Annotated in this window: 29 protein-coding genes; 9 read left to right on the top strand and 20 right to left on the bottom strand. The window is 69.1% G+C overall.

Annotated features, from left to right (window positions below; all coding sequences use genetic code 11):
• On the top strand, positions 1-568 hold a 568-nt coding region (locus D0D37_RS26065), incomplete at its 5' end, for a hypothetical protein (RefSeq protein ID WP_341867995.1).
• Between the two features lie 15 nt (positions 569-583).
• Positions 584-1,060 carry a thioredoxin-dependent thiol peroxidase gene (gene bcp, locus D0D37_RS26060; RefSeq protein WP_116203226.1) on the top strand — a complete coding sequence of 159 codons (477 nt, stop codon included), beginning with the start codon at positions 584-586 and terminating at the stop codon, positions 1,058-1,060.
• 154 nt (positions 1,061-1,214) lie between these two features.
• Here the strand turns inward: bcp and D0D37_RS26055 are convergent, their stop codons facing one another.
• From D0D37_RS26055 to D0D37_RS26010, 10 genes are all read right to left on the bottom strand, one after another.
• On the bottom strand, positions 1,215-1,793 hold the full coding sequence (locus D0D37_RS26055; protein WP_116203225.1) for a dihydrofolate reductase family protein: 579 nt from the start codon (positions 1,791-1,793) through the stop codon (positions 1,215-1,217).
• A gap of 65 nt (positions 1,794-1,858) precedes the next feature.
• Positions 1,859-2,674, bottom strand: coding sequence for a helix-turn-helix domain-containing protein (locus D0D37_RS26050; RefSeq protein WP_116203234.1), 816 nt, complete (start codon positions 2,672-2,674; stop codon positions 1,859-1,861).
• Positions 2,675-2,725: 51 nt separating this feature from the next.
• Positions 2,726-4,429 carry a sensor histidine kinase gene (locus D0D37_RS26045; protein WP_244223679.1) on the bottom strand — a complete coding sequence of 568 codons (1,704 nt, stop codon included), beginning with the start codon at positions 4,427-4,429 and terminating at the stop codon, positions 2,726-2,728.
• A gap of 40 nt (positions 4,430-4,469) precedes the next feature.
• Positions 4,470-5,159 (bottom strand): response regulator transcription factor, encoded by a 690-nt coding sequence (locus D0D37_RS26040; RefSeq protein WP_116203223.1) that lies wholly within the window; start codon positions 5,157-5,159, stop codon positions 4,470-4,472.
• A 66-nt stretch (positions 5,160-5,225) separates the two neighbouring features.
• Positions 5,226-5,834 carry an RdgB/HAM1 family non-canonical purine NTP pyrophosphatase gene (gene rdgB, locus D0D37_RS26035; protein ID WP_116203222.1) on the bottom strand — a complete coding sequence of 203 codons (609 nt, stop codon included), beginning with the start codon at positions 5,832-5,834 and terminating at the stop codon, positions 5,226-5,228.
• Positions 5,831-6,607: a ribonuclease PH gene (gene rph / locus D0D37_RS26030; protein WP_116203221.1), complete on the bottom strand. Its 777-nt coding sequence runs from the start codon at positions 6,605-6,607 to the stop codon at positions 5,831-5,833. The genes rdgB and rph overlap by 4 nt, the downstream gene beginning before the upstream one ends.
• Before the next feature lie 38 nt (positions 6,608-6,645).
• A complete protein-coding gene (locus D0D37_RS26025; RefSeq protein WP_116203220.1) occupies positions 6,646-7,413 on the bottom strand; it encodes an MBL fold metallo-hydrolase in 768 nt (255 codons plus the stop codon).
• 36 nt (positions 7,414-7,449) lie between these two features.
• Positions 7,450-8,250, bottom strand: coding sequence for a glutamate racemase (gene murI / locus D0D37_RS26020; protein WP_116203219.1), 801 nt, complete (start codon positions 8,248-8,250; stop codon positions 7,450-7,452).
• Positions 8,247-8,933, bottom strand: a complete 687-nt coding sequence (locus tag D0D37_RS26015; RefSeq protein WP_425266969.1) for a rhomboid family intramembrane serine protease — start codon at positions 8,931-8,933, stop codon at positions 8,247-8,249. The genes murI and D0D37_RS26015 overlap by 4 nt, the downstream gene beginning before the upstream one ends.
• Positions 8,934-9,064: 131 nt before the next feature.
• Positions 9,065-10,387: an MFS transporter gene (locus D0D37_RS26010; protein WP_116203218.1), complete on the bottom strand. Its 1,323-nt coding sequence runs from the start codon at positions 10,385-10,387 to the stop codon at positions 9,065-9,067.
• Between the two features lie 22 nt (positions 10,388-10,409).
• Here D0D37_RS26010 and D0D37_RS26005 point away from each other — a divergent pair, with 22 nt between their 5' ends.
• Positions 10,410-11,054 carry a TetR/AcrR family transcriptional regulator gene (locus tag D0D37_RS26005; protein ID WP_116203217.1) on the top strand — a complete coding sequence of 215 codons (645 nt, stop codon included), beginning with the start codon at positions 10,410-10,412 and terminating at the stop codon, positions 11,052-11,054.
• A 49-nt stretch (positions 11,055-11,103) separates the two neighbouring features.
• Here the strand turns inward: D0D37_RS26005 and D0D37_RS26000 are convergent, their stop codons facing one another.
• The 3 genes from D0D37_RS26000 to D0D37_RS25990 form a co-directional block, all read right to left on the bottom strand.
• The gene (locus D0D37_RS26000) at positions 11,104-12,054 is read right to left on the bottom strand and encodes a PLP-dependent cysteine synthase family protein (protein ID WP_116203216.1); all 951 of its coding nucleotides are present in this window, start codon (positions 12,052-12,054) and stop codon (positions 11,104-11,106) included.
• Between the two features lie 4 nt (positions 12,055-12,058).
• A complete protein-coding gene (locus D0D37_RS25995; protein ID WP_116203215.1) occupies positions 12,059-12,337 on the bottom strand; it encodes a MoaD/ThiS family protein in 279 nt (92 codons plus the stop codon).
• A 68-nt stretch (positions 12,338-12,405) separates the two neighbouring features.
• Entirely contained in the window at positions 12,406-12,813 is a 408-nt protein-coding gene (locus tag D0D37_RS25990; RefSeq protein ID WP_116203214.1) for a M67 family metallopeptidase, read from the bottom strand.
• 81 nt (positions 12,814-12,894) lie between these two features.
• Here D0D37_RS25990 and D0D37_RS25985 point away from each other — a divergent pair, with 81 nt between their 5' ends.
• Positions 12,895-13,266, top strand: coding sequence for a hypothetical protein (locus D0D37_RS25985; protein ID WP_116203213.1), 372 nt, complete (start codon positions 12,895-12,897; stop codon positions 13,264-13,266).
• Between the two features lie 2 nt (positions 13,267-13,268).
• Here D0D37_RS25985 and D0D37_RS25980 read toward each other — a convergent pair whose 3' ends face one another.
• Genes D0D37_RS25980 through clpS form a run of 3 tightly spaced genes read right to left on the bottom strand, consistent with a single transcriptional unit; the run spans position 13,269 to position 15,120 of the window.
• The gene (locus D0D37_RS25980; protein ID WP_116203212.1) at positions 13,269-14,306 is read right to left on the bottom strand and encodes a P1 family peptidase; all 1,038 of its coding nucleotides are present in this window, start codon (positions 14,304-14,306) and stop codon (positions 13,269-13,271) included.
• Complete coding sequence (locus D0D37_RS25975) at positions 14,267-14,824, bottom strand: DUF2017 domain-containing protein (RefSeq protein WP_037715369.1); 558 nt, start codon at positions 14,822-14,824, stop codon at positions 14,267-14,269. Before D0D37_RS25975 ends, D0D37_RS25980 begins: the two co-directional genes overlap by 40 nt.
• A complete protein-coding gene (gene clpS / locus D0D37_RS25970) occupies positions 14,821-15,120 on the bottom strand; it encodes an ATP-dependent Clp protease adapter ClpS (RefSeq protein WP_067593947.1) in 300 nt (99 codons plus the stop codon). The genes D0D37_RS25975 and clpS overlap by 4 nt, the downstream gene beginning before the upstream one ends.
• A gap of 74 nt (positions 15,121-15,194) precedes the next feature.
• Here clpS and D0D37_RS25965 point away from each other — a divergent pair, with 74 nt between their 5' ends.
• Both D0D37_RS25965 and D0D37_RS25960 read left to right on the top strand, forming a co-directional pair.
• The gene (locus tag D0D37_RS25965; RefSeq protein WP_116203211.1) at positions 15,195-16,514 is read left to right on the top strand and encodes a nicotinate phosphoribosyltransferase; all 1,320 of its coding nucleotides are present in this window, start codon (positions 15,195-15,197) and stop codon (positions 16,512-16,514) included.
• Positions 16,511-17,086 carry an isochorismatase family protein gene (locus tag D0D37_RS25960; protein ID WP_116203210.1) on the top strand — a complete coding sequence of 192 codons (576 nt, stop codon included), beginning with the start codon at positions 16,511-16,513 and terminating at the stop codon, positions 17,084-17,086. The genes D0D37_RS25965 and D0D37_RS25960 overlap by 4 nt, the downstream gene beginning before the upstream one ends.
• A gap of 32 nt (positions 17,087-17,118) precedes the next feature.
• Here the strand turns inward: D0D37_RS25960 and D0D37_RS25955 are convergent, their stop codons facing one another.
• Positions 17,119-17,778 (bottom strand): hypothetical protein, encoded by a 660-nt coding sequence (locus D0D37_RS25955; protein ID WP_162834473.1) that lies wholly within the window; start codon positions 17,776-17,778, stop codon positions 17,119-17,121.
• 187 nt (positions 17,779-17,965) lie between these two features.
• On the opposite strand from D0D37_RS25955, the gene D0D37_RS25950 reads away from it, so the two are divergent.
• The 3 genes from D0D37_RS25950 to D0D37_RS25940 all read left to right on the top strand — a co-directional run bounded on the left by D0D37_RS25950 (position 17,966) and on the right by D0D37_RS25940 (position 21,089).
• On the top strand, positions 17,966-18,556 hold the full coding sequence (locus D0D37_RS25950) for a biotin transporter BioY (RefSeq protein WP_116203208.1): 591 nt from the start codon (positions 17,966-17,968) through the stop codon (positions 18,554-18,556).
• A 91-nt stretch (positions 18,557-18,647) separates the two neighbouring features.
• Positions 18,648-20,699, top strand: coding sequence for an ATP-dependent DNA helicase (locus tag D0D37_RS25945; RefSeq protein WP_116203207.1), 2,052 nt, complete (start codon positions 18,648-18,650; stop codon positions 20,697-20,699).
• A gap of 57 nt (positions 20,700-20,756) precedes the next feature.
• A complete protein-coding gene (locus tag D0D37_RS25940; RefSeq protein ID WP_067593690.1) occupies positions 20,757-21,089 on the top strand; it encodes a hypothetical protein in 333 nt (110 codons plus the stop codon).
• A 466-nt stretch (positions 21,090-21,555) separates the two neighbouring features.
• Here D0D37_RS25940 and D0D37_RS25935 read toward each other — a convergent pair whose 3' ends face one another.
• From D0D37_RS25935 to serB, 3 genes are read right to left on the bottom strand one after another with little or no spacing between them, the layout of a single operon-like run.
• A complete protein-coding gene (locus tag D0D37_RS25935; RefSeq protein WP_116203206.1) occupies positions 21,556-21,960 on the bottom strand; it encodes an OsmC family protein in 405 nt (134 codons plus the stop codon).
• Positions 21,961-22,011: 51 nt separating this feature from the next.
• Positions 22,012-22,785 (bottom strand): peptidyl-tRNA hydrolase, encoded by a 774-nt coding sequence (locus D0D37_RS25930; protein ID WP_116203205.1) that lies wholly within the window; start codon positions 22,783-22,785, stop codon positions 22,012-22,014.
• The gene (serB, locus tag D0D37_RS25925) at positions 22,782-24,011 is read right to left on the bottom strand and encodes a phosphoserine phosphatase SerB (RefSeq protein WP_116203204.1); all 1,230 of its coding nucleotides are present in this window, start codon (positions 24,009-24,011) and stop codon (positions 22,782-22,784) included. The genes D0D37_RS25930 and serB overlap by 4 nt, the downstream gene beginning before the upstream one ends.
• Positions 24,012-24,308 lie beyond the last annotated feature (297 nt).

Below are 24,308 nucleotides of genomic sequence, written 5' to 3'. Positions count from 1 at the left end.
GCCCCACCCCGACTGGAGTACCCCCGCGATGGCGCCCGCGCGCACCCCGAAACTGCTGTTGACCGCCTGCCTGCTGTTCTCCGTGGCAGCCTGCGGCGGCGTCAACGCTCGGGAAGGCTCCGCGGCGATGGGTGTCGGCAACCCGGCGGCTCAGCCCGCTGCCGCGCAAGCCTCCGGTGACCTGCAGTTCGGTGCCAACCATCGCTTCGCCAGCGGGATCACGGTCTCGCTGTCGGCCCCGCAGTCGTTCCAGCCGAGCCCGGCGGCGTACCCGCGCAGTCCGCGGGCGGCGGCGTTCTACATCCAGGTCACGAACAACGGCACGGATCCCTATCGGGTCTCCGGGCTTTCTGTCACCGCGACGGTCGCCGGTAAGCCGGCCAAGCAGGTTGTGGACGCCACGCAGGGTCTTGGCGGCGTTTCCGACGCGGGCAAGGATTTGCTGCCGGGCCGGTCTACGCAGGTCACGCTCGCTTTCGCGGTGCCCGCGGACAGTGCGCGGATGGCGGTGCAGGTGCGGCCCAGCACGGGTGAGCCCGCCGTCGTCACGTATTGCGGAGACGCCTGAATTACCCTCGTCTCCATGACCGACCAGCGACTTGCCGAGGGCGACGAAGCGCCCGGATTCACCCTGCCGGACAGCACCGGCAAGAACGTCTCGCTCAGCGACTTCCGGGGCCAGGCCGTGGTGGTGTACTTCTACCCGGCCGCGGGCACGCCGGGGTGCACCAAGCAGGCTTGCGATTTCCGGGACAATCTCGCGGAGTTGAACGACGCGGGGTATCAGGTGCTGGGGATTTCTCCGGACAAGCCGGAAAAGCTGGCCAAGTTCGTGGAGGCGGAGGGGTTGACGTTCCCGCTTCTGTCCGATGTGGACAAGGAAGTGCTGTCCGCGTGGGGAGCGTTCGGGGAGAAGAAGAATTACGGGCGGGTTTATCAGGGGGTGATCCGCTCTACGTTCATCGTGGACGCGGAGGGGAAGATCGCCAAGGCCGCCTATAACGTGCGGGCTACCGGGCATGTGGCGAAGTTGATCCGGGACTTGGGGATTTCCGCCTGAGCGGGGTTTCTCAGTAGCGCGGTGTACGGCGGCACGGACCGGACGTACGTGAGGGGAACCCTGAGGGACTCTGATTCCCTCAGGGTTCCCCTCACGGACCGCGGCAGCGCGTAGCAAGCCCATCGGCAGCAAGAGCCCTGCGCACCAGCCTCGGTCAGCGACGCACCTGGTAGCGCAGGTGAAGCACCCGATCGCCTTGAACCGCGTCGGGGTCCTCTAACAGGTGTTGTGCTTGGACCGGGCCGAAATAGCGTTTGCCGGATCCGAAGATCACTGGGACTACGTCCATGCGCACCTCGTCTACCAGGCCCGCGGCCAGCGCTTGGCCGCCGACATCGCCCGCGGCGACCTCGACGACGCGGTCACCTGCTAGTTCCTGTGCTTTGGCCACGGCTGCTTTGACGTCGTCGACGAAGTGGAATGGGGCCTCGGGATTCCAGCCGTCTGGTGCTGGGCGATGCGTCACCACGACTACGTGGTCGATTCCGCTTGGCGGCTTTCCGTCCCAGCCGTCCGTCAAATCGAAGACGTGGCGGCCGACGATTGTCGCCCCGATTTGGTTCCAGTACAGGCGGGTGTAGTCGTAGGACTGCTGCGACACCTTTAGCGCGCCGCTTTCGTCCAGCGGGACGTCGCCGCTGGTCAACCAGTCGAACAAGGGGCCGGGCTGGTCGTTTTCGTCGGCAATGAAACCGTCTGCCGACACCGAGCTGTACATGACGACCTTGCCCACTGGGGTTCTCCTCTGCTTGGGATGCCCCAAATTAGCGGGTTGCGGGCTTTCGCTCTTGTAAGAAATCAATCGGCGGGCAGCGACCAGCTGTCCAGCACATGGCCGGGATGTTCGCGCAGGAAGCGCCGCCGGATTTCGACGTACTCGGTCGGCGTGCGGCCGGTGAAGGCGCGGAACTCGTGGCCGAAGTGGGCCTGATCGAAGTAGCCCGCGCTGCCCGCTAGCTCTCCCCAATCGATCGGTCCGGCAGGGTCTAGCGCGAACACGGCGGCGGTGAAGCGGTGGGTGCGGGCGAGGCGCTTCGGGGTGACGCCGATGAGTGCCTTGAACCGTTGTGCCAGGTGGGTGCTGCTGACCCCGGCTGACTCGCTCAGGTCGCCGATCATCACCGAACCGCGGGCCGCTGCGATGATGCTGCTCGTCTGGCGGACCAGGCCTAGACCAGCGGTCTCGGACAGGCGTCGGATCAGCTCATCTTCGAGCAGCGTCAGCATCTCGTGCGGCCCGTTTGCGGTGGCCAGCCGGTCTTGTAGTTCGGCAATGGCGGGGCGGCCCCAGACCTGTTCTATCGTCGCTGGCCGGTCGCGCAGTTCGGTCGCGGGCATCGGCAGGAACGGTGCCAGGCCCCATGGTTTGAAGTGCACGCCGACGGATCGGGTCCTGGGTGGGTAGCCGAACTCGTACGCGCGGGTGGGCATCGTGATCACGCAGCCATCGGCGTACTCGGCCGTCTCCGTGCCGGAGCGGATGCGGAACGGTGCTCCCAGGTTGACGATGAGCAGTGCGGCGGGTGCCGGTGGCAGCGTCAGTCGGGCGTACGGCGGCGCGCCGTCCAGGTAGTAGAGGTCGTCGATCAGCCCGTCCAGCGGCGGTCGCGGCATCCTGGACACGTACTCCACGCCCACAGCATTGCCGACACCTGCTGGCAAGCGCTACTCACGGCCAATTGCCGGGAAGCGCAAAGTGAAAGTCGTGCCTTCGCCGGGGGTGCTGGTGGCGGTTACTTCGCCGCCGTGGGCTTCGGTTAGTTTGCGGACGATTGCCAGGCCTAGGCCGCTGCCGCCGGAGATTCGGCTTCGTGAGGGGTCCGCGCGCCAGAAGCGGTCGAAAACGCGCGGCAGGTCTTCTGCGGAAATGCCGGTCCCGGTGTCGGTTACTTCGAAGATCGCGTCGTTCTCTAGTTGGTTCGCGGTGACGGTTACCGAGCCGCCGGGTGGGGTGTGGCGGATTGCGTTCGAGACCAAATTGTCCAGGGCTTGGCGCAGACGTACTGGATCCGCGGTAATGGCCGGGTTCTCCATGGGCGGGACAGACAGGTGGACACCTGCGGTTTCGGCGCGCGGGGCGTGCGCAGCGGCGAGGTGGGCCAGGACGGTGTTCGCGTCGATGGGTTCTGGATGAACGCGCAGCGCACCGGCGTCCGCTAGGGCCAGGTCCTGCAGGTCGTCCACGATGTGTTGCAGGTGGACTGCTTCTTCCAACAGGGAGACGACCAGGTCGTCGTCCAGCTGGCTGATGCCGTCTTGAGTTGCTTCCAGCCAGCCTCGGATGGTGGCCAGCGGGGTGCGCAGTTCGTGCGCGACGTCGCTGACCATCGCCTTGCGGGCGTTCTCCAGTTCTTCCCTCGCCCGCGCCATGTCGTTGAACGCGGTGGCCAGGCGGGCGATCTCGTCCTTGCCTTTGACGCGGACCCGGGCACCCGTCTCGCCGGCTTTCAAGCGTTGGGCAGCGCCAGTCAACGCGCGGAGGGGGCGGATCAGGCGGATCGACGCCAGGGCGGTGACGATGACCGTCAGCAGAAGGATCGCGGCGGTGACGGCGATGAGCTTCGTGCGATTTTCCGACGAGAGCGTGAAGCCCGTCGGGGGCTGGTCGGTGCCTTTTTCGGTGATGTAGAGCCAAGCCGCGGGGGCGACGTAGGGGGTCAGTTGCTCTTTGCGGGCTGAGGTCACGCAGTTGGTAATGGTCTGGTCGGTGGCTTGGACGACCGGACCCTCGAAGGTCCAGGACAGGGCCAGTTTGGCGACCGGGACGGTGCTGTCGTTGCGGCCGAGGCAGGCATCGATCAGGCCGGACAGCTTGGCCAGGGCGGCTCGTTCGGTCTCGGTCGGGCGTTCCAGCAGGCCGGTGCCGCACTGGGCGGTACCGGCCGGGGCGATCACCCTCGGGTGGCCGCTCGGCGAGATTTCCAGGCTGCCCAGGCCGGTTCTGCGCTGGGTGCAGGACAGGACCTTTTCGGCGACTTCCTGGAGATCATCGCGTTCGTCCGCGGGAAGGTTGTAGGGGCCGACCGCGTCGGGGTCGATCCGGTCCGGAGTGGATTTGATGCCGAGGCGGGTGTCGACGGCCAGCGGGTCGATGACCGCGGACGGTTGCTGCGGGAGTTTGCCGGGGTTCTGTTCCGAGCTGGCGATCAGCTTGCCCTGCGGGGTGGTCAGGACGATTTTGCGGCCGGTCTTTTCCGCGTAGTCGTCGATGGTTTTGGTCGCGCCGGACCACGTGGGATGGGTTGCCGCGTACGAGAGGAGGGCCTGGTAGATCGTGCCGTCGTCGGCGAAGAGCTGGCCCTGTTCTCGTTCGATGGCACCGGAAGTGGTCCTCGACGCCAGCCAGGCGGTGGCGGCGATCGCGCACACGGCGATGGCCGCGGTTACCGCGAAGAGGCGGAAGAGGAGGCTACGGGGCATCGGACTTGGCGGTCAGTTTGTAGCCCACGCCGTAGACCGTGAGAAGTTTCGCCGGCTTTCTCGGATTGGGTTCAATTTTCTTTCTGAGGTTCATGATGTGCACGTCAATGGCGCGTTGAGTGATGTAGCGGTCGAAACCGTGCAGGTGTTCCAGGAGTTGCGCTCTCGTGAAAACCTGGTCCGGACGGGCGGCCATGACCTCCAGGATCCGGAATTCCCCCGGAGTGGTTTCGATCGGGTTTCCGCTTACCGCGACCTCGTGTTTGTCTTTGTCGACAGTCAGCGTGCCCACTTTGATCGGGCCGTCTTTCGCCGAGTTCGTTCGCCGGAGAAGAGTCCGGACCCTCGCCATGAGTTCACGCGGGCTGTAGGGCTTGGTGACGTAGTCGTCCGCGCCCAGGTCCAGGCCCTGGAGCAGGTCGTCCTCGGTCGAACGCGCCGTGAGCATGAGGATGGGCAGGTCGGAGGACGCCCGGATGGTCCGGCAGACGGTCAGGCCGTTCATGCCCGGGAGCATGACGTCCAGGATGAGGAGATCGGGTTCTGCCGCGCGGATTTCCGCCAGTGCGGCTTCGCCGGTGGGCGCGACGGTAACGGTGTGCTGCTCGTGTTCCAGGTAGCGGCGGACCAGTTCCGCTTGCTTGGGATCGTCTTCGGCTAGGACGATATTGGCGCACATGCTTGCCGAGACTAGCCCGAGTCCTACCCCGGAGCCACCAGCGCGGCTCCGGGGTAGGCCGAGAAGTTATGCGTCGGCTAGTTTCTGCAAAGCTGGCAGAAGTGCGCGCAAGGCTTTGCCGCGGTGGGAAGCGGCGTCTTTTTCCGCCGGAGACAGTTCCGCGCTGGTTTTCGTTTCGTTTTCCGGCACGAAGATGGGGTCGTAGCCGAAACCGTTGGTTCCGTGCTTTTCCCTCGTCAGCGTGCCTCGCCATTCAGCACGGACCGTCGTGGTCTCGCCCGAAGGGAGCGCCAGTACGGCTGCGCAGACGAAAGCCGCGCCCCGGCGCTCGTCCGGGGTGTCCGTCAACTGCCCCAGAACCAGGTTCAGGTTCGCTTCGTCGTCGCCGTGCTTGCCGGACCAGCGGGCCGAGAGGACGCCGGGCATGCCGTTGAGAGCGTCGACGGTCAGGCCCGAGTCGTCCGCGATGGCGGGCAAACCGGTGGCGGCTACCGCGTCCCGTGCTTTGGCTGCGGCGTTGCCTTCGAAGTCGGGGGCGGTTTCCGGGGCTTCCGGGAACTCCTCGACGTCGTTCAAGCCGAGCACCTCGATGCCCTGAATGCCTTCCGCTTCCAGGATCCGGCGCAGTTCGCCCAGTTTTTTCGCGTTCCGGGTGGCCAGCAGCAGCTTGGTCACTTCTGGCCCTTCTTCCTGTCCGGACGCGGTTCCGGCAGCTCGCCCGGGTACGGCAGCGCCAGCGCTTCGTTCTGCATGCGCGTCAGTTCCTCGCAGCCGCCCAGCGCCAGGTCCAGCATGGTGTCCAAAGTGGACCGCGCGAAGGTGGCTCCCTCGCCGGTGCCCTGCACCTCGATGAGGGTTCCGGCGTCGGTGGCGACCACGTTCATGTCGACCTCGGCGCGCGAGTCTTCCTCGTAGGGCAGGTCGAGGCGCACCCGGCCGTCCACGACGCCGACGCTCACCGCGGCCACCGAGGACGACAGCGGCTGCGGGTCGTTGAGCCGGTTCGCCGCGCCCAGCCAGGTGATCGCGTCCGCCAAGGCCACGTAGCCGCCGGTGACCGCGGCGGTGCGGGTGCCGCCGTCCGCCTGGATCACGTCGCAGTCGATGACGATGGTGTTCTCGCCGAGCGCGGCCAGGTCGATGCAGGCGCGCAAGGAGCGGCCGATCAACCGGGAGATCTCGTGCGTCCGGCCCCCGATTCGGCCCTTCACCGCTTCGCGGTCGCTGCGGGTGTTGGTCGCGGACGGAAGCATCGCGTACTCCGCGGTGACCCAGCCGAGACCGGACCCGGCACGCCAGCGCGGCACGCCCTCGGTCACGCTCGCCGCGCACAGCACCCTGGTGTTGCCGAACTCGACGAGCACCGACCCGGCAGGCCACTTCTGGAACCCGCGGGTGAGCTTCACTTCGCGGAGCTGGTCGTCGTTCCTGCCATCTTTTCTCACCACGGGGAGCACTCTAGGACGTCACCCCGACAGTTTCGCGATCAGAGGTCGTAGACCGCGCCCTGGGTCACCAGCTCGGCATCCGGGAACACCGCCTTGGCCTCGGCTAGGACGGCGTTGCGGTCGGTCCACGGGGCGATGTGGGTCAGCAGCAGGCGGCCGACTCCGGCCTCCTTGGCCAGCTCTCCGGCTTCTTTCCCGGAGAGGTGCACGCCGTGCGGACGGTCAGCGGCATCGGTCCAGGAAGCTTCAGACAGCAGGACATCGACGCCGTCGGCCAATTCACCGAGGCCGCGGCAGAGCCCGGTGTCGCCGGTGTACGCGAGGATGGTGCCGCCATAAGCGATGCGCAGGCCGAAGGCGGGGGTCGGGTGGTACACGGCGACAGCGGTGACGTCGAAGGGACCGATCTCGACAGGTTCTTCGCGCAGCTCATGGAACTCGTACACGTCCGACAGATCCGCGCCAGCGCGCTCCGCGGCGTCGGCTGCGTACGCGTGCGCGAGGCGCGAAGGCGCTTCTGCTGGCGCGTACAGCGGCAACCGCCGCGGCCGTGCGGGGTACGGCGGTGCGGGGTGGTAGCGACGAAGCACCGTCAGGGAGTTTACGTCGGCGCAGTGGTCGGCGTGCAGGTGCGAAAGGACGAGCGCGTCCAAGTCGAACGGGTCCAGGACGGTCTGCAATTGGGCGAACGCGCCGGTGCCCAGTTCAAGACCGAGCCGATAGCCCTCCGCCTCCAGGAGGTACCCGGACGCGGCGGCATTCGGGCCGGGGATGCTGCCCGAACACCCGAGGATCGTCAGTCGCACCCCGTCACCCTAACTCTGCTCAGCGGTGCCGCAGCGTCACGCGCTGACCGGGGCGAGCGCGCCCGGCGCGAAGCCCATGAACCGCTGCGCCAAGCGGGCGAACGGCTCCGGCGAACCGGTGGCGAGGAACTCGTGCCGCGGCGGCTCGTCGCGTTCGGCGAGCAGGTCGAGTTCGGTCAAAACGCGGTAAAGGTCCTTGGCGGTTTCGTCGGCGCTGGAAACGAGCGTGACGTCCTGTCCCATCACGATCTGCAGCACGCCGGACAACAGCGGATAGTGCGTGCAGCCAAGGATGAGCGTGTCGACTTCGGCTTCGAGCAACGGCTGCAGATAACCCTGTGCCAGACCGAGGATCTGTCGGCCAGTAGTGATGCCGCGCTCGACGAAGTCCACGAAGCGCGGGCAGGCAACACTGGTGAGGCGTACGTCAGGCGCGGCGGCGAAGGCGTCGTCGTACGCCCTCGAACGCACAGTGCCTTCGGTGCCGATCAAACCGACGCGTCCGCTGTGCGTCGCGACCGCGGCCCGGCGCGCGGCAGGAAGGACCACTTCAATCACTGGTACGTCGTAGCGTTCGCGCGCGTCGCGAAGGCAGGCTGCGGACGCTGTGTTGCAGGCGATCACCAACGCCTTCACTCCGCTCTCGACCATGTCGTCGAGAGCGGCCAGCGCGTACTCGCGAGCGGTGGCGATGGGCAGCGGACCGTACGGATTGCGCGCGGTGTCGCCGACGTAGCGGAGCTGTTCGGCAGGCAGCAGTTCGAGAATCGAGCGTGCGACGGTGAGCCCGCCGACGCCGGAATCGAAAACACCGATGGGCGCGCCGGGAGAACTCACCCCCCGAGGTTACCCGGGGTCGTCGGCTCGATCTTCGGGGATTTGACGCGTTCGCCGCGTGAGGTCAGCCACGCGGCGAGGATGCCGGCCAGCGCGCCGAAGAGATGGCCCTGCCAGGAGATGCCCGGGTTGCCGGGCAGCAGGCCCCAGAGCATCCCGCTCCAGATGCCGAGCAGCACGACCGCGACCGCGATCTGCGCGAGCGACCGGTGGAACAGACCGCGCACCAGCAGGTACGCGAGCCAGCCGAAGGCGAGCCCGGACGCGCCGACGGTGTAGGCGTTCGACGGTCCGACGAGCCACACGCCGAGTCCGGAAACCAGCCAGATGATCGCGGTGACCACGGCGAACCTGCCGATGCCCGCCGCCATCGCGAGGAACGAGAAGATCAGCACCGGCACCGTGTTGGAGAACAGGTGCGACCAGTTGGCGTGCAGCAGCGGAGCCCAGAGGATGCCGTCGAGGCTGGACGCCTGCCGCGACAGGATCCCGCCGTGGGTGAACTCGCCCGGCAGGATCACGTCGAGCAGTTCCACGAGGTAGAGCACGGCCACGAACCCCAGCGCGACGAACGCCGCGGCCTTGGGATGGGGCGGCAGGATGCGCTTCGCGGCGTCGACCGGCTTGCCGCTGCCAGCGGCGGGCGGCGGCGACGTCGGCGGGAGGGGAGGCAGTGTGCTCACGCCCTCAGGCTACGTCCGCGGCGAGCGGACGGCCTCGGGAGAAATCCCTGAACTTGGCCCCGGGGTGACCTGCCGTGAAGGACTCCTTGAGGGAATCTGAGTCCCTCAAGGGGCCCTTCACGGACCGCCGATCAGACCGTTGCGGGCTTTCGCAGCAAGTTTCCGTGGGCGGCAGCGAACAAGGCGGAAAGCAGCGCGGCCACCGCCGCCACCGCGAAGCTCCATCCGGCACCGCCGGCCGACAACACCACCGCGCCGACCGCTCCGGCAAGGCTGCTGCCCACCACCCGGACCAGCGCGTTGATCCCGCCCGCAGCGGCCGTTTTCGCGGGCTCGACGTGCTCGACCGCCATCGTCCCCAACGCGGCGTAACCGAGCCCGATGCCCAGCCCCAGCACCGCCGCGACCGCGTAAAGCCCAAGCCCATCCCCCGGCAAGGTCGTCAGCCACAACGCGGCCACCAGCACCACCGCCGAGCCGCCAGCGACAAGCGCGGGCGCGCTGAACCGGCGCATCAACGCACCGGCCAGCACGGAAACCACCAGCATCAAGATCGTCGTCGGCAAGAGATAAAGCCCCACCTGCAACACCGACGCCCCGAGCACGCCCTGCGCGTACGACGAAAGCGTCATGATCGTGGCGAACAACGCGAAGCCGAGCAGGAACGACGCCACCGTCGCACCCACCGTTTTTCGGTGCAGCAGCATGGGAATCTCAATCAACGGCGTCTTCGTGCGCCGCGCCGTCACCACCCACACCGATGCCAGCACCACGGCCGCGACCAGCAGCCCGACGGTCGCCCAGCCCCATTCGGACCCCTTGCTGATCGCCAGCAGCAGGCAGATCAGCCATCCAGACACCAGCACCGCGCCCACCAGATCCGGCGAACCGCCCCGTACCGCGGCCGTCCGGTCCTCGCGAACCGCGGCGACCAGCGCGAACGCCACCACGCCGAGTGCCGCCAGCACCCAGAACACCGTCTGGTGATCGCCACCGGCGAGCCCGGCGAGGACCATCCCGCCGCCGCTTCCCGCACCGATCGTCGCGCTCAGAATGCCGATCGCCGTCGGCAGCGAGCGGGCCGGCAAAACGGTCCTGACCTGGCCGATCGCCAGCGGAAGCAACGGCGCGGCCGCCCCCTGCAGGATCCGGCCGACGACCAGCAGCGGCAGCGAGCCCGCCACTGCCCCCAGCACCGATCCCCCGATCAGCAACGCGAGCACGACCAGCGACATCGTGCACCTGCCGTACAGGTCGCCGAGCTGCGCGACCAGCGGAATCGCGACCGCGCCCGCCAGCAGTCCGGCGGTCAGCGCCCACGACACCGAACTCAGCGGCGCCCCCAGTTCGAGCTGCAGCCGCGGCAGCAACGGCACCACCACGGTCATCTGCAAAGTCCCGACCGCCACCGCGAACGCCAGCGCGGCGACCGTCCCCCAGTAGTTTTTATACATGTATAAAAAGTAGCATGACGACATGCCAGCGCGCACCGGCCGACCGCCGAAGATCTCCAAGGCCGACATCGTGGCCGCCGCTCACCGGGTCATCGAGGAAGACGGCATCGACGCGTTGACGATGCGTCGGCTGGCCCGGGAGGTCGGCAGCACTGCGATGGCGCTGTACCACCACGTGCGCGACAAAGAGGGTCTGCTTTTGCTGCTGCTGGACGACTACGCGCACCGCGAGATGCCTCGGCCGGAGAACCTCCCGGAGGAGCCGGCGGAACGGATCGTGACTGTCGCGAAGGCGATGCGGGACGGGCTGGCGAGTTGCCCGTGGATCGTGGAAGTACTGCGCTCCGACGACCTGCTGTCAGTCGGAGGACTGTGGTATCCGGAGAAAATCGTTGCAGCGGCGGCAAAAGCCGGGCTGTCAACGGAAGCGGCGGTGGAGGTGTACCGCGCGGTGTGGCACTACACGCTGGGTGAGATCAGCTCGCGCGCGGCGGCCGCTCGACGCCGGGACCAGGGAGGCGACACCTACCGCCAGCGAGTCTTCGCGGAACTGGACGCGACGGAATTCCCGACGCTCGCCGAGATCGGGCCGCGCTGGGAAACCCTTACCGCACAAGACACTTACGAACGAGGCGTACGCGCGCTCGTCGTGGGTTTACTGCCGTGAGGGGAACCCTGAGGGAATCAGAGTCCCTCAGGGTTCCCCTCACGGACGGTCAGGCCCAGAGCTGGCCGTCAAGCCGTTCTGCCGCTTCGTCCAGCGACCCGGAGTACGCGCCGGTCGACAGGTACTTCCAGCCGGCGTCCGCGACCACGAAAGCCACGTCCGCCTTCTCGCCGCGAGCAGCCGCCTTTTCCGCGACCCCGAGAGCCGCGTGCAACACCGCACCAGTGGAGATCCCGGCGAAAATGCCCTCGTGCTCCAGCAACTCCCGCGTCCGCCGGAGAGCGTCGTACGCCCCCACCGAGTAGCGTCCGTTGAGCACACTTTCGTCGTAAAGCTCCGGCACGAACCCCTCGTCGAGGTTCCGCAGGCCGTACACCAGCTCGCCGTACCGCGGCTCAGCGGCGATGACCTGGACGTCCGGCTTGGTCTCGTGCAGGTACCGGCCCACTCCCACCAGCGTCCCGGTCGTCCCGAGCCCGCCGACGAAATGCGTCAGCGTCGGCAGGTCCTTCAGCAGCTCCGGCCCGGTCCCGCGATAGTGCGCGTCCGCGTTGGCCGGGTTGCCGTACTGGTACAGCATCACCCAATCCGGGTTCTGCTTCGCCAGCTCCTTGGCCCGCCGCACCGCCTCGTTCGAGCCGCCCGCGGCGGGCGAGAACACGATCCGCGCGCCGTAGGCCTGCAGCAGCTGCTTGCGCTCGGTCGAGGTGTTCTCCGGCATCACGCACACCAGGCCGTAACCCTTGAGCTTCGCGGCCATGGCCAGCGAAATCCCGGTGTTGCCCGAGGTCGGTTCGAGGATCGTGGACCCGCGGCGCAGGATGCCGTCCCGCTCCGCCGCCTCGATCATGGCCAGCGCGGGCCGGTCCTTGATCGAGCCGGTCGGGTTGCGGTCCTCGAGCTTCGCCCACAGCCGCACCTCGTCGGTCGGCGACAGCCGCGGCAGGCCGACCAGCGGCGTGCCGCCGAGCGTGTCGAGGAGGGAATCGTAGCGGGTCATCGGTTCAGCGCGCGCCGCCCGCGACGGCGGGCAGGATGGTGAGGGTGTCGCCGTCCTTGACCTCGGCGTCGAGCCCGCCGGAGAAACGCACGTCCTCGTCGTTGACGTAGACGTTGATGAAGCGGTGCAGCTTCTCCTCCTTGACCAGGCGCGCCTTCAGCCCGGCGTGCCGCGACTCGACGTCGTCGATGATCTCGGCGACGGTCTTGCCCGCCGCCTCGACGGACTTCTCGCCGCCGGTGTGGGTGCGCAGGATGGTCGGGATGGACACGGTGACGGCCATGGTTCTTACCTCCGGTGGGTTCCTAACACGCTGACGCATCGGACGCCGCGCTTTATTCCGCAGGAGTTCTAGTCGAGGATCTCGACCGGCTCCTCGGTGATCTCGGCGTCCACGATCCGGTACGAGCGGAACTCGTGCGAATCGGGCTCTCTTGTCGAGACGAGCACGTAGTGCGCGTCGGGTTCGGCGGCGATGTTCGCGTCGGTGCGCGACGGATAGGCTTCGGTCGCGGTGTGCGAGTGGTAGATGACCACCGGCACCTCGTCGTTCGCGTCCATCTCGCGGTAGAGCTTGAGCAGATCGCCCGAGTCGAACTCGTAGAACGTCGGCGAGCGGGCCGCGTTCAGCATCGGGACGAACCGCTCGGGGCGGTCCGAGCCGGCAGGACCGGCCACCACCCCGCACGCTTCGTCGGGGTGGTCACGGCGGGCGTGGGCGACGATCTCGTCGACGAGGTCACGGCGGATCCGGAGCACACGGACATCTTAGTTCGTGGACCGAACGAGTCCACACTGTGAGAGCTACCGCTCATCCCCAGGTCAGGGCACAATAACGGGATGCCGGTGTCCTCGAAGATCCGCGAACGCTGCCGTGCGCTGCTGGCCGAAGGGGACGTCGTCCAGTACGTGTTCCCCGCCACATCGCTGATGGTGTCGATGATGGCCGCGCACCGGAACTTCGTCATCGTGGTCACCGATCGGCACGTGACAGTGCTCGCCTGCAGCACTTTCCGCCGGTGGAAGCCGGTTTCGGTGTGGGCGCAGCTGCCGCGCTCGACCGAACTGGGCCCGGTGGACGTGCACCCGTCGCTCGGGCCGACCGTGTCGTTCGGCGGCCTCGTGCTCGAGATCGACGAGGAGTACGTGGCCACTGTGCGCGCCGCCGACCTCGAGCGAAGCGAGGACGCGCTCCCGCAGGACCCGTTCTGACCTCAGCCCAGCGCCTCCGGCCACACGTCCCGGTACGCCGGGATCCCTGCCGCGGAAGTCGCCGACAGCAGGCCGTGCACCATCGCCCGCGCGAAGACCCGTGCCGACGCCGCGCACAACGCGTCCAACGCGCCTGCTCGCGCCGCCACCGCGAATGACCCGGGCTCCCCCGGAAGCTCGCGTGCGCCCGTCGCCAGCGCGAACACGGTGTCGCCGTCGAACATCGAATGCGCCGGACGCACCGCGCGCGCCAATCCGTCCTGCGCGGCCACCGTCAACCGGCGTGCCTCGGCCTTCGTCAACGCCGCATCGCAAGCCACGACACCGATCGTGGTGTTCAGGTCGGTCCGCTGCCCCGGCACCTCGCCCGGCCGATCCGGCCAGTGGACGCCGAACTCGCCGTCCACTTCATGGTCTGCCGCGAACGCCCGCCCGGTCGCGAAATCCACCGCCTGGCCCGCCGCGTTCACCGCGACGATCGCGCCGACAGTCACCTCGCCGACGACTTCGCTCGCCGTCCCGATGCCGCCCTTGAGCGAACCGACGACCGCGCCGGAACCCGCGCCGACGGTGCCCATCGCGACGGCTTCCCCGGCCGCTTCGCAAGCGGCGTAACCGAAATCGGCGTCCGGCCGATTGCCCCACTTGCTGCGCGGCAGGTCGAACAGCACCGCCGCGGGCACGATCGGCACGACCTCATACGGTTGCGCGCCAACGGGAAACCCGAAGTTCCGCTCGGACAGCCACCGCATCACGCCGTCCGCCGCCGCGAGGCCGTACGCGCTGCCGCCGGAGAGACAGACCGCGTTGACTTGCTGCACCAGGTTTTCCGGTTCCAGCAAATTGGTTTCGCGCGTGCCGGGCGCGCCGCCGCGCTGATCGACCGCACCGGTCGCGCCGTCCGGCACGAGCACGACAGTGGTTCCGGAAGCCCAGCCGTCGGCAAGCCTCTCGTGATGGCCTACGAGCACGCCAGGAACATCGGTGATTTTTCCGCCGGTCAGCCGGTCAGCGCCTGGATCAGCGTCTCCTGCACCCATGTCAGCCAATGGTAGACGCCGAGATGGGGTGCGCGGGGGTCGTCTTCCGGCAGTTCGTCGGGCATGTCCTCGGTGACGTCGAGCGCCGTGCCCAGCGCCAGCCGGACGTCGTTCAGCGCGCCGAGCCAAGCGTCGGCCTGCTCGAAGGTCAGCTTCACCGAACCGCCGTCGCGCGGCAGCGTGTCGAGCACGATCTTCGCGACGCCGACCTTCTTCTCCAGCAGCTCCGGCTCGTGCAGCGACCGCATCGCCGCCGCCGAATCGAGGTCCTCGCGGCTCGGGTTGTCCGGGTCGAGCCGGTGGAAGTCCGGCAGCAGCCGCGACAGCACCGGGTCGTCCGGCGATTCGGCGGGCCCGGTGCGAATCCCGGTCAGCTCGGCCAGTTCGTCCTGCGGGGCCTCCTCGGCCCGGGCGGTGAGCATGTCCTCGAGCTGCCCGACAAGCCCGCGCAGCACCGCGGCTTCCTGCTGTTCGAACCCGGCGAGGATGGCGTCCCCCTTGCGCCGCCAGGCCTTCACGAGGGCTGTTCCATGGTCGCCCACAGGCCCGCCGCGTGCAGCTTCGCCACGTCGGTCTCCACCTTCTCCTTCGAACCGGACGACACGATCGCCCTGCCCTTGTTGTGCACGTCGAGCATCAGCTTCGTGGCGTGGTCCCGGCTGTAGCCGAACAGCTTCTGCAGGACGTACGTCACGTACGACATCAGGTTGACCGGATCGTTCCAGACGATCGTCCGCCAGGGCTGGTCGGATTCGGCCAGTTCGGCCCCGAGTGGATCGACCTGCGTCTGTTCGGATGCGACAGGCGTGGACATGCACACCATGGTGTCACGGGGGCATCCCGGTACGCCGCGCCAGGTCCGTCCATGTGAGTGAATAGGCTGCTCCCATGGGTTCCCCCGAGCCGGTCACCAGCGCCAGCACGGCGCTGCTCACCGACCACTACGAGCTGACCATGCTGGCGAGCGCGCTCGCGGACGGGACGGCCGACCGGCCGTGCGTGTTCGAAGTCTTCGCGCGGCGGCTTCCCGACGGCCGCCGCTACGGCGTCGTCGCCGGCACCGCGCGCGTGCTCGACGCGATCGCCGACTTCCGGTTCACCGACGCCGAGCTGACCATGCTGGAGCAGACCGCGGTCGTCGACCCGGAAACGCTGGCGTGGCTGGCCGACTACGAGTTCCGCGGCGACATCGACGGCTACCGCGAAGGCGACCTGTACTTCCCCGGTTCGCCGATCCTCACCGTGACCGGCAGTTTCGCCGAAGCCGTGGTGCTGGAGACGGTGGTGCTGTCGATCCTCAACCACGACAGCGCGATCGCCTCGGCGGCCGCGCGGATGTCCGGCGCGGCGCACGGCAGGCCGATCATCGAGATGGGCGGACGGCGCACGCACGAGTACGCCGCGGTCGCCGCCGCGCGCGCCTCCTACCTGGCCGGATTCGCCACGACGTCGAACCTCGAAGCGGGCCGCCGCTACGGGATCCCGACCCGCGGCACCGTCGCGCACGCGTTCATGCTGCTGCACGACAGCGAGGAAGCCGCGTTCCGCGCACAGGTCAGCAAGATGGGTGCGGACACCACCCTTCTGGTGGACACCTACGACATCACCGCGGGCATCGAGGCGGCCGTGCGCGTCGCCGGCCCGGAGCTGGGCGCGATCCGGATCGACTCCGGCGACGTCGGCCCGCTCGCCCGCAAAGCCCGCGACCAGCTCGACGCGCTCGGTGCGAAAGACACCCGGATCGTGGTGTCCGGCGACCTCGACGAACACGCGATCGCGGCGCTGCGCGCGGAGCCGGTGGACGCGTACGGCGTCGGCACCTCGGTGGTCACCGGATCCGGCGCGCCGACCGCCGGGATGGTCTACAAGCTGGTCGAGGTCGACGGCCGCCCGGTCGCGAAACGCAGTGCGCACAAGGAATCCCGCGGCGGACGCAAGCACGCGCTGCGGCGGCACCGCAGCACCGGGACCGCGGTCGAGGAAGTGGTCTGGACCGCTGCCAGCGGCCGTCCGGAGCCCGGCGAGAACGATGTCGACCTGCAGATCCCCCTGGTGCGCGAGGGCGCGCCGGTGGATGATCTGCCCACGCTGGACGACGCGCGCGCCCGCCTGCGGCGCGCGCAGGTGAGCCTGCCGTGGGAGGGCCTCAAGCTCTCGCACGGCGAGCCCGCGATACCGACGACTTTTCTCCTAAGGAGCCGACCATGACAACCGCGCTGATCGTGGTGGATGTGCAGAACGACTTCTGCGAGGGAGGCTCGCTCGGCCTGCCGGGCGGGGCGGCCGCCGCGGCGGCCATCTCGCAGCGGATGGCCGACGGCGGCTACACGCACATCGTCGCCACCCGCGACCACCACATCGATCCGGGCGACCACTTCAGCGACACGCCCGACTTCAACACCAGCTGGCCGGTGCACTGCGTCGCGGGCACGGCGGGCGCGTCGTTCCACTCGGCGCTGGACGTGGTGCCGGTCGAGGCGGTGTTCTCGAAGGGCGAGTACACCGCCGCGTACTCCGGTTTCGAGGGCAAGTCCGGCGACGGCAAGACGCTCGAGGAATGGCTTCGTGCGCACGAGGTGACCGACGTCGAGGTCGTCGGCATCGCGACCGACTTCTGCGTGCGGGCCACCGCGCTCGACGCTGCTCAGGCTGGGTTTAACGTGCAGGTGCTGCTGGACCTGACCGTCGGCGGCTCACAACCGACAGTGGACGCGACACTGAAGGACTTCGACGACGCAGGCGTGCGCTACACCGGCACACCCGCCCTGCCGCCCTCGTGAGTGGCGGTGCCGGTTAGAACCGGCATCGCCACTCACGAGGCTGGAGCGCCGCCCTTGCCGTACGGGTTGCACGCCGCGGTGCCGAGGTAGATGTCGCCGCTCGCCGGGCCGCCTTGGGGGAACAGCTTCACGTGCACCGCGTGCGTGACCAGGCTGCCGTCGGCGGGCTGCGGCGTCACGGTTTCGTTCAGCGTGATCGTGGCCAGCGCCGTGCCCGCCGCGCCGCCGGGGATCGTGAGGCGGTAGTTCGCGGGGACCGACGACGGCACGGTGAAGCCGGAGACCTCGCCGATCGACATCGAACCGGTGCTGCCCGAATCTGTCGTGGTGGCGCAGCCGACCGAGTACGTGCGGACCTTCAATTCAGGCCCGCCGTACCGGGTCAGCAGGTCGGATTCGAACCGCTGCCCGCCGGTTTCCACCTGCGCGACCGAGCCCTTCCGCCCGCACGTGGTGCCGCCGAAGCCGAACACCGCGACCTCGCCGGCCGCGCCGCCGGGAGTGCGCGCGGAAGCCGGTCCGTCGGCGTCGCAGCGGGCCAGTTCGCCGGTGACCACGTGCTCGTGGTCCACCAGCACGTCGAGGCTGCCCGCGGAACCCCAGCCGGTGGACGTGACCGGCGGATCGGCGTGTGCCACCGCCGGAGCCGCAGCCAGCAGAACCCCGGTGACCAGCAGGATCCGTCCGCGCATTCGACCTGTCTCCCTTCGCCCGTGCTTCGACATCGGCAGCGCGGCGGGGGTCCCAAACGTCGACCGGGACAGCTCACCCGGACGTGTGGCGCAAGACAGGGGTGGTGAGGAACGCAACTTGTCTCGTTCCGTCGCCTCGCTCGACGATAATCTGCCCGGACGTCTGTTTTCCGTGGTTGGAGGTCCCGTGTCGTCACTGTCTCTCCCGGCCCGCCGTCAGGTGCTGGCCGACCTCGTGCCCGGCACCCTGGTGCGCGACCTGGCGCTGGTCGCCGGCGGAGCCGTGCTCACCGGCGCGGCCGCACAGCTGGTCATCCCGCTTCCGGGCACGCCGGTGCCGATGACCGGCCAGACCTTCGCCGCGCTGCTCGTCGGCGCGACGCTCGGCATGCGCCGCGGCGCCGCCTCCATGCTGCTGTACTTGCTCGTCGGCGCGGCCGGCGTGCCGTGGTTCCAGGGCGGGACCTCCGGGCTGTCCGGAGCCTCGGCCGGGTACATCGTCGGGTTCGTGTTCGCCGGCGCGCTCGTGGGCGCGCTCGCCCGCCGCGGCGGCGACCGCACTCCGTTGCGCACGGCGGGGACCATGGTGCTCGGCAATGTCGCGATCTACGCCTTCGGCGTGCCGTGGCTGATGGCCGTCACCGGGTTCGATCTCGCCACCGCCTTCGACAAGGGCGTCACGCCGTTTCTCGTGGGCGACGTGCTGAAGACCGTGGTCGCGGCCGGGGTGCTGCCGCTCGCGTGGACCGCGGTTTCGCGGTTCCGCAAGGAAGACTGAGCCGTAATTCCGGGATCTTCGGTCCGGCGCGAGGGGTCCGTTCGCGCCGGACCGAAGATCCTGTCGGACCTGGCGGCTATCGTGTCTCGCTGTGCCCGCCCGAACCGATTTCCCCGGCGTCCTCGAACTCCTCACCCACGCGGTGGAGTCTGTCGGCGGCGCTGAACGCCCCGGCCAGGTGAAGATGGCCGATGCCGTCGGCCACGCCATCCGCACCGGCGAACACCTCGCCGTGCAAGCGGGGACGGGCACCGGCAAATCGCTGGCGTACCTGGTGCCCGCGATCCGGCACGCGGTGGAGAAAGACACCACCGTCGTCGTCTCCACGGCCACCATCGCGTTGCAGCGCCAGCTGGTCGACCGTGATCTCCCGCGCCTGGCGAAGGCGCTCAAGAAGCCGCTCGGGCGCGAACCGACCTTCGCGATCCTCAAGGGCCGCCGCAACTACCTGTGCCTGCACCGGCTCGACACCGGCCCGGCCGACGAGCCCGACGACGCGCAGCTGTTCGACCCGTTCGCGGTGTCCCGGCTCGGCAAGGAAGTCACCCGGCTGCACGAGTGGACGTCCGACACCGAAACCGGCGACCGCGACGAGCTGGTGCCCGGCGTGTCCGACCAGGCGTGGCGGCAGGTTTCGGTCACCGCAAGGGAATGCCTCGGCGCCGCGAAGTGCCCGGTCGGCACCGATTGCTTCGCCGAACGCGCGCGAGCCGAAGCGGGCCGCGCCGACGTCGTGGTCACCAACCACGCGCTGCTGGCGATCGACGCGCTGCAGGGCTACCAGGTGCTGCCGGACCACGACCTCGTGATCATCGACGAGGCGCACGACCTGGTCGACCGGGTCACCTCCGTCGCGACCGGCGAACTCACCAGCGCCATGGTGTCGGCCGCCGCGCGTCGCTGCGGAAAGCTGATGGACGCGGGCATCGCGGACCGGCTGCTGGAGTCGTCCGACGGGCTCGCGCTGATCCTCGACGACATCCCCGCCGGAAGGCTCGACGCGCTGCCGAAGCCGTTGCAGGGCGCGATCCCGGCGGTGCGCGACGCGGCGAAGGAATGCCTCACCGCGCTGGGCTCGGATCGCAAGGAAGACGTCGGCGAGGCCACCGCGCGCAAGCTGGCCCGGTCGCTGCTGGAAGAAGTGCACGACACCGCGGTGCGGCTGCTCGACGCGTACGACGAGGACCTGGCGCACCAACGCGACGTCGTCTGGCTGACCGGGGACAAGTACTCCGCGAATCCGCGACCGCCTGCCTTGAAGGTCGCGCCGCTCGGCGTCGCAGGGTTGTTGCGGGAGCGCGTGTTCAACCAGCACACCACCGTGCTGACCTCGGCGACGCTCACCCTCGGCGGCGAATTCGACACCATGGCCCGGCAATGGGGTCTCCCGCCGGGCGGCCCGCGCGTGGTGAAGTCGCCGGGCACGGCCACCGACAAGGAAGCCCCGTCGGACGAGGACAACGGCCCGAAGTGGACCGGACTGGACGTCGGTTCGCCGTTCGACCACCGCCGCAACGGCATCCTCTACCTCGCCAAACACCTGCCGCCACCCGGCCGCGACGGGCTCGCCGAGTCCACAATGGACGAACTGGCCGCACTGGTCGAAGCCGCGGGCGGCCGCACGCTGGGCCTGTTCTCCTCGATGCGCGCGGCGAAACAGGCCGCGGAGGCCATGCGGGAACGGCTCGACCACCCGATCCTCTGCCAGGGCGACGACGCCACGCCGTTGCTGGTGCGGCAGTTCTCCGAAGACGCGCGCACCTGCCTGTTCGGCACGCTCACGCTGTGGCAGGGCGTGGATGTGCCGGGGCCGTCGCTGCAGCTCGTGGTGGTGGACCGGATTCCGTTCCCCCGTCCGGACGATCCGGTGTCCTCCGCTCGCCAACGCGCAGTAGAAGCCCGAGGCGGCAACGGATTCCTCACCGTCGCCGCGACGCACGCCGCGCTGCTGCTGGCACAAGGCACCGGACGGTTGCACCGCTCGGTCACCGACCGCGGCGTGGTGGCGGTGCTGGATTCCCGGCTGGCCACCGCGCGCTACGGCGGTTTCCTGCGCGCGTCGCTGCCGCCGTTCTGGCCGACAACAGATCCGCAGGTCGCACGGGACGCGCTGAAGCGACTCGACGCGGCCGCGCCCGCCTGACCGAGCGCACGGGACAGGCGGGTACGGTGAGTGGAACGAACACGACAGGGAGCACCGTTGACCCAGGATTCGTCCAGCGCACAATCCCGGACCGTCAGTGTTGACGACACCGGGGTGCGGCGCCGGCTCGCCGATGGCAGCGAAGAAGCTGTGACGTGGTCAGAACTGAGCTCCGTCATGGTGAGAGTCATCCCCGACGGCCCCTGGAACGAAGACGTCTTCTTCATGCTGGTCGGCAACGACGGCAAAGGCACGGCAGTCCCGAGCGGCGACCCGGCCGCGGACGCCCTCATCGAACGCCTGCAGACCTTGCCCGGTTTCGACAACGAGAAGTTCATCGAGGCGATGACCACGGACGCCGACCAGGCGTACGTGGTGTGGCAAAGCTGATTCAGGCTCGCTGCAGCCGCGCCGCGCTCCGGGGCGGGCTTCCAGGGGCTGGGCTTTCGTTGCCGCGCCTTTTCGCTGCTGCGACCTTGCCTGACCGCGGCCGGGCCGAAAACGCTTGCTGGACAAGGGCTGACGAGCTGCGGCTTCGATAGGCCCCGGCCACAGCAGCTCGGCGAGCCGGATTACGGCTACGGCGCTTCCACTCTGCGAACCGCACGCCAGCCCCGCTCGACGACCTCCTCCGACAACCACCTGCCACGGCCCTCAGCGACCGCGCCGCAGACACCTCGCGCCGCGTCAGCTCAAGCAACCCGCCAAGAACTGCTCGCCGCTACCGCGGCTCGGCGATCGCGCTGCAACAACCACCCGCCGCGGCAGCTCGGCGACCCCTTGCGAGAACCGCCCACAGCACCAACTCAGCAACCACGCCTGCGGCTCGGCCGCCTCCCACGACAACCGTCGCTGATCAGGCGGTCGGGAAGGTCTCCGTCACCGGGATGCCCTTCTTGAGCGTCCGGCTCACCGTGCACAGCCGCTCGATCGCCCGGTCCACCGCGCCCGCCAGCGCCTCCCGCTGGTCCTGGTCCAGACCGGACACGTCGACGTCGAAAGCGACGTGCACCGCGTCCAGTTCCGACGCTCCCTCGCGCCGATCGGCGGTCACCGCGACGCGGAACTTCGAGTCTTCGCCCACGCGCCGCGTGATCAGCTGCTCCGCCGTCACCGCGGAGCAGCCCGCCGCCGCGATCTGCAGCAGTTCCGCCGGGGAGAACGCGCCCTCCGCGCCAGCTCGGCCCAAGCGCACCTCAGCGCCGCGCTCGTTGCGGCCGACGAAGCTGTGCGTGCCTTCGCGCTGTACTTCCAAGGTCATCGGAGACGCCTTTCCACCCGTCGAATCACTGCATTGGCGCAACCGCGCGGGTCACGCCGATGTTCCGGGCTGCTGCGCCAGCACGGTGATCGTGCCCGGATCGACCTCGGTGAACCCCGCGTCCCGGACGGCGATCACGCGGTTGTCGCGCCAGCCCGCCTCCGGATCGTCGACCGGGCACAGTTCCTTCCACTTGCCCGGACTGGGCGTGCGGACCGCGACCCGGTAGTCCTTCGCCGCCCACGCCGCCAGTTCGTCGTCCGGCAGCAGCGACGCGAGGATCATCGTGGCGTGCCCGACCTGCGCGGACGCCTTGCCGACGGTCATCGGGACGTCCGGGTTCAGCATCAGCAGCGGAACGCCGGCCGGGACCGGGCCCGGGGTGTCGGCGGGAAGTTCGCTGCCGGAGATCTGCAGCCGCGAGACCTCTTTCGGAGCTTCCTTGACCAGCCCGGGCACGAGCGCCCGCGCCTCCGCGCCGTCGACCTCGATGGTGATTCCCGGTTGCTCGAGCACTGCCTGCCAGTGCGCGCCGCGAGCCCGGCGCGCGACCTTGCGGATCCGGTTGTCGAGCCACGCGTGCACCGGCTCGGCCCACTCGCCGCCGGGCTCGACACGTTCGTCCAGGCACACCGCGATCGCCGCCGCGGCCGCCGCTTCGAGCAGCGCGGTACGACCCGGCGGTTCGGCGCGTTCGATCCGCAGGATGATCGGCATCGCGCGGACTTCGTCCGGGTTTTCGTCGGAGGTGTCTGAAGTTTCGTCTGCGGGAAGGCCGAGCCACGAGGCGTACCGGCTGCGCAGGGGTTCGAGCAGAGGGTTCACGGGCGGGCCAATTCGAGCCCGTCGGCCGCGTCCGCCGCCTCGACCTCGGCGCGGGTGACGCCGAGGACGAACAGCACTGCGTCGAGGTACGGGTGCGAAAGCGCGGTGTCGGCGACCTCTCGCAGCGCCGGCTTGGCATTGAACGCGACGCCCATGCCAGCCGCGGCAAGCATGTCAATGTCGTTGGCCCCATCGCCGACCGCGACGCACGCGCCGAGCGGAATCCCGTACTCGCCAGCGAACCGGCGCAGCGCGGTCGCCTTGCCTTCGCGATCGACGATGTCGCCGACCACGCGGCCGGTGAGCTTGCCGTCGACGACCTCCAGTTCGTTGGCCGCCGCGAAGTCGAGGCCGAGGTCGTCCACGAGATGGTCGATGACCTGAGTAAACCCGCCGGACACGACGCCGCAGCGGAAACCCATGCGCTTCAAGGTGCGGACGGTCGTGCGGGCCCCCGGCGTCAGCTCGAGCTTCGCCGCGACCTCGTCCATCACGCTGGCAGGCAGCCCGGCCAGCAGCGAGACGCGCCGCTCCAGCGATTCGGCGAAGTTCAGCTCGCCGCGCATCGCAGCCTCGGTGATCTCGCGGACCTGCTCCTCGACCCCGGCGTACGCGCCGAGCATCTCGATGACCTCGCCCTGCACAAGCGTGGAATCGACGTCGAAGACCACCAGCCGCTTCGCCCGGCGCGTGATGCCCGCGCGCTCGACGGCGATGTCGATGTTGGCCTCGGGTGCCGCGTCGGCCAGCATGGACCGGAGTTCGGCGTCGGCTTCTTCGGTGTCTTCGCGCACCGAGACGTACAGCTCGAGCCCGGTCACCGGGTAATCGGCGACGCTGCGGATCGAGTCGATGTTCGCCCCGACGCCCGCCAGCCGCCGCGCGATCTCGGAGAACGCCCGCGCGGTCACCGGACGCCCGAGCAGGACGAGCACGTGCGACGAATCGCGCCGGCCGAGCGCGAACGGATCCGCGCCGATCGCGTCGCCGATCCGGACCTCGACCTCCATGCCGACGGTCGCCATCGCCTGCTCGACGGACTCCTGGAGCCCCTCCGGATCGCGGTAGACGCCGGCGAGCACGCCGAGGACGAGCTGCCCGCGAATGACCACCTGCTCGATGTCGAGCACGTCCACGTCGTGTCGCGTGAGCACGGCGAACAGCACGGACGAGACCCCGGGCTTGTCCGGACCGGTCGTGGTGATGAGGACGGGAGTCTGGCTCACTGGTTCGGTATCCCTCGTTCGTCTCGGCACCGACGCTTAGGCCACGGCGAGTCGGCACGCCCAGTCTGGCCTCCCGCGGCGGCGGGCAGAACGCCCCCGTGCCGCGCTTCACACCGCCGGTGCCACTAACGGGCGATGCGAGGGCGGTGGGGCCGGGGTCAAGGCGTGCGCTGCCGTGCGAGGTCGGGGCCGAGGGACGAGGACCGATGGACCACGGCTGCGGCTGGCGGTCTTGGCGAAGGCGGCGCGGGCAGCCGGGCCGTCCCAGGGCGAGGCCCAGCGGCACGGGGCGAGGCG

It is taken from the genome of Amycolatopsis circi (assembly GCF_003385235.1).
Lineage (GTDB): Bacteria > Actinomycetota > Actinomycetes > Mycobacteriales > Pseudonocardiaceae > Amycolatopsis > Amycolatopsis circi.
The sequence above is the reverse complement of the archived record's forward strand: the minus strand, read 5'-3'. Positions and strand labels throughout refer to the sequence as shown.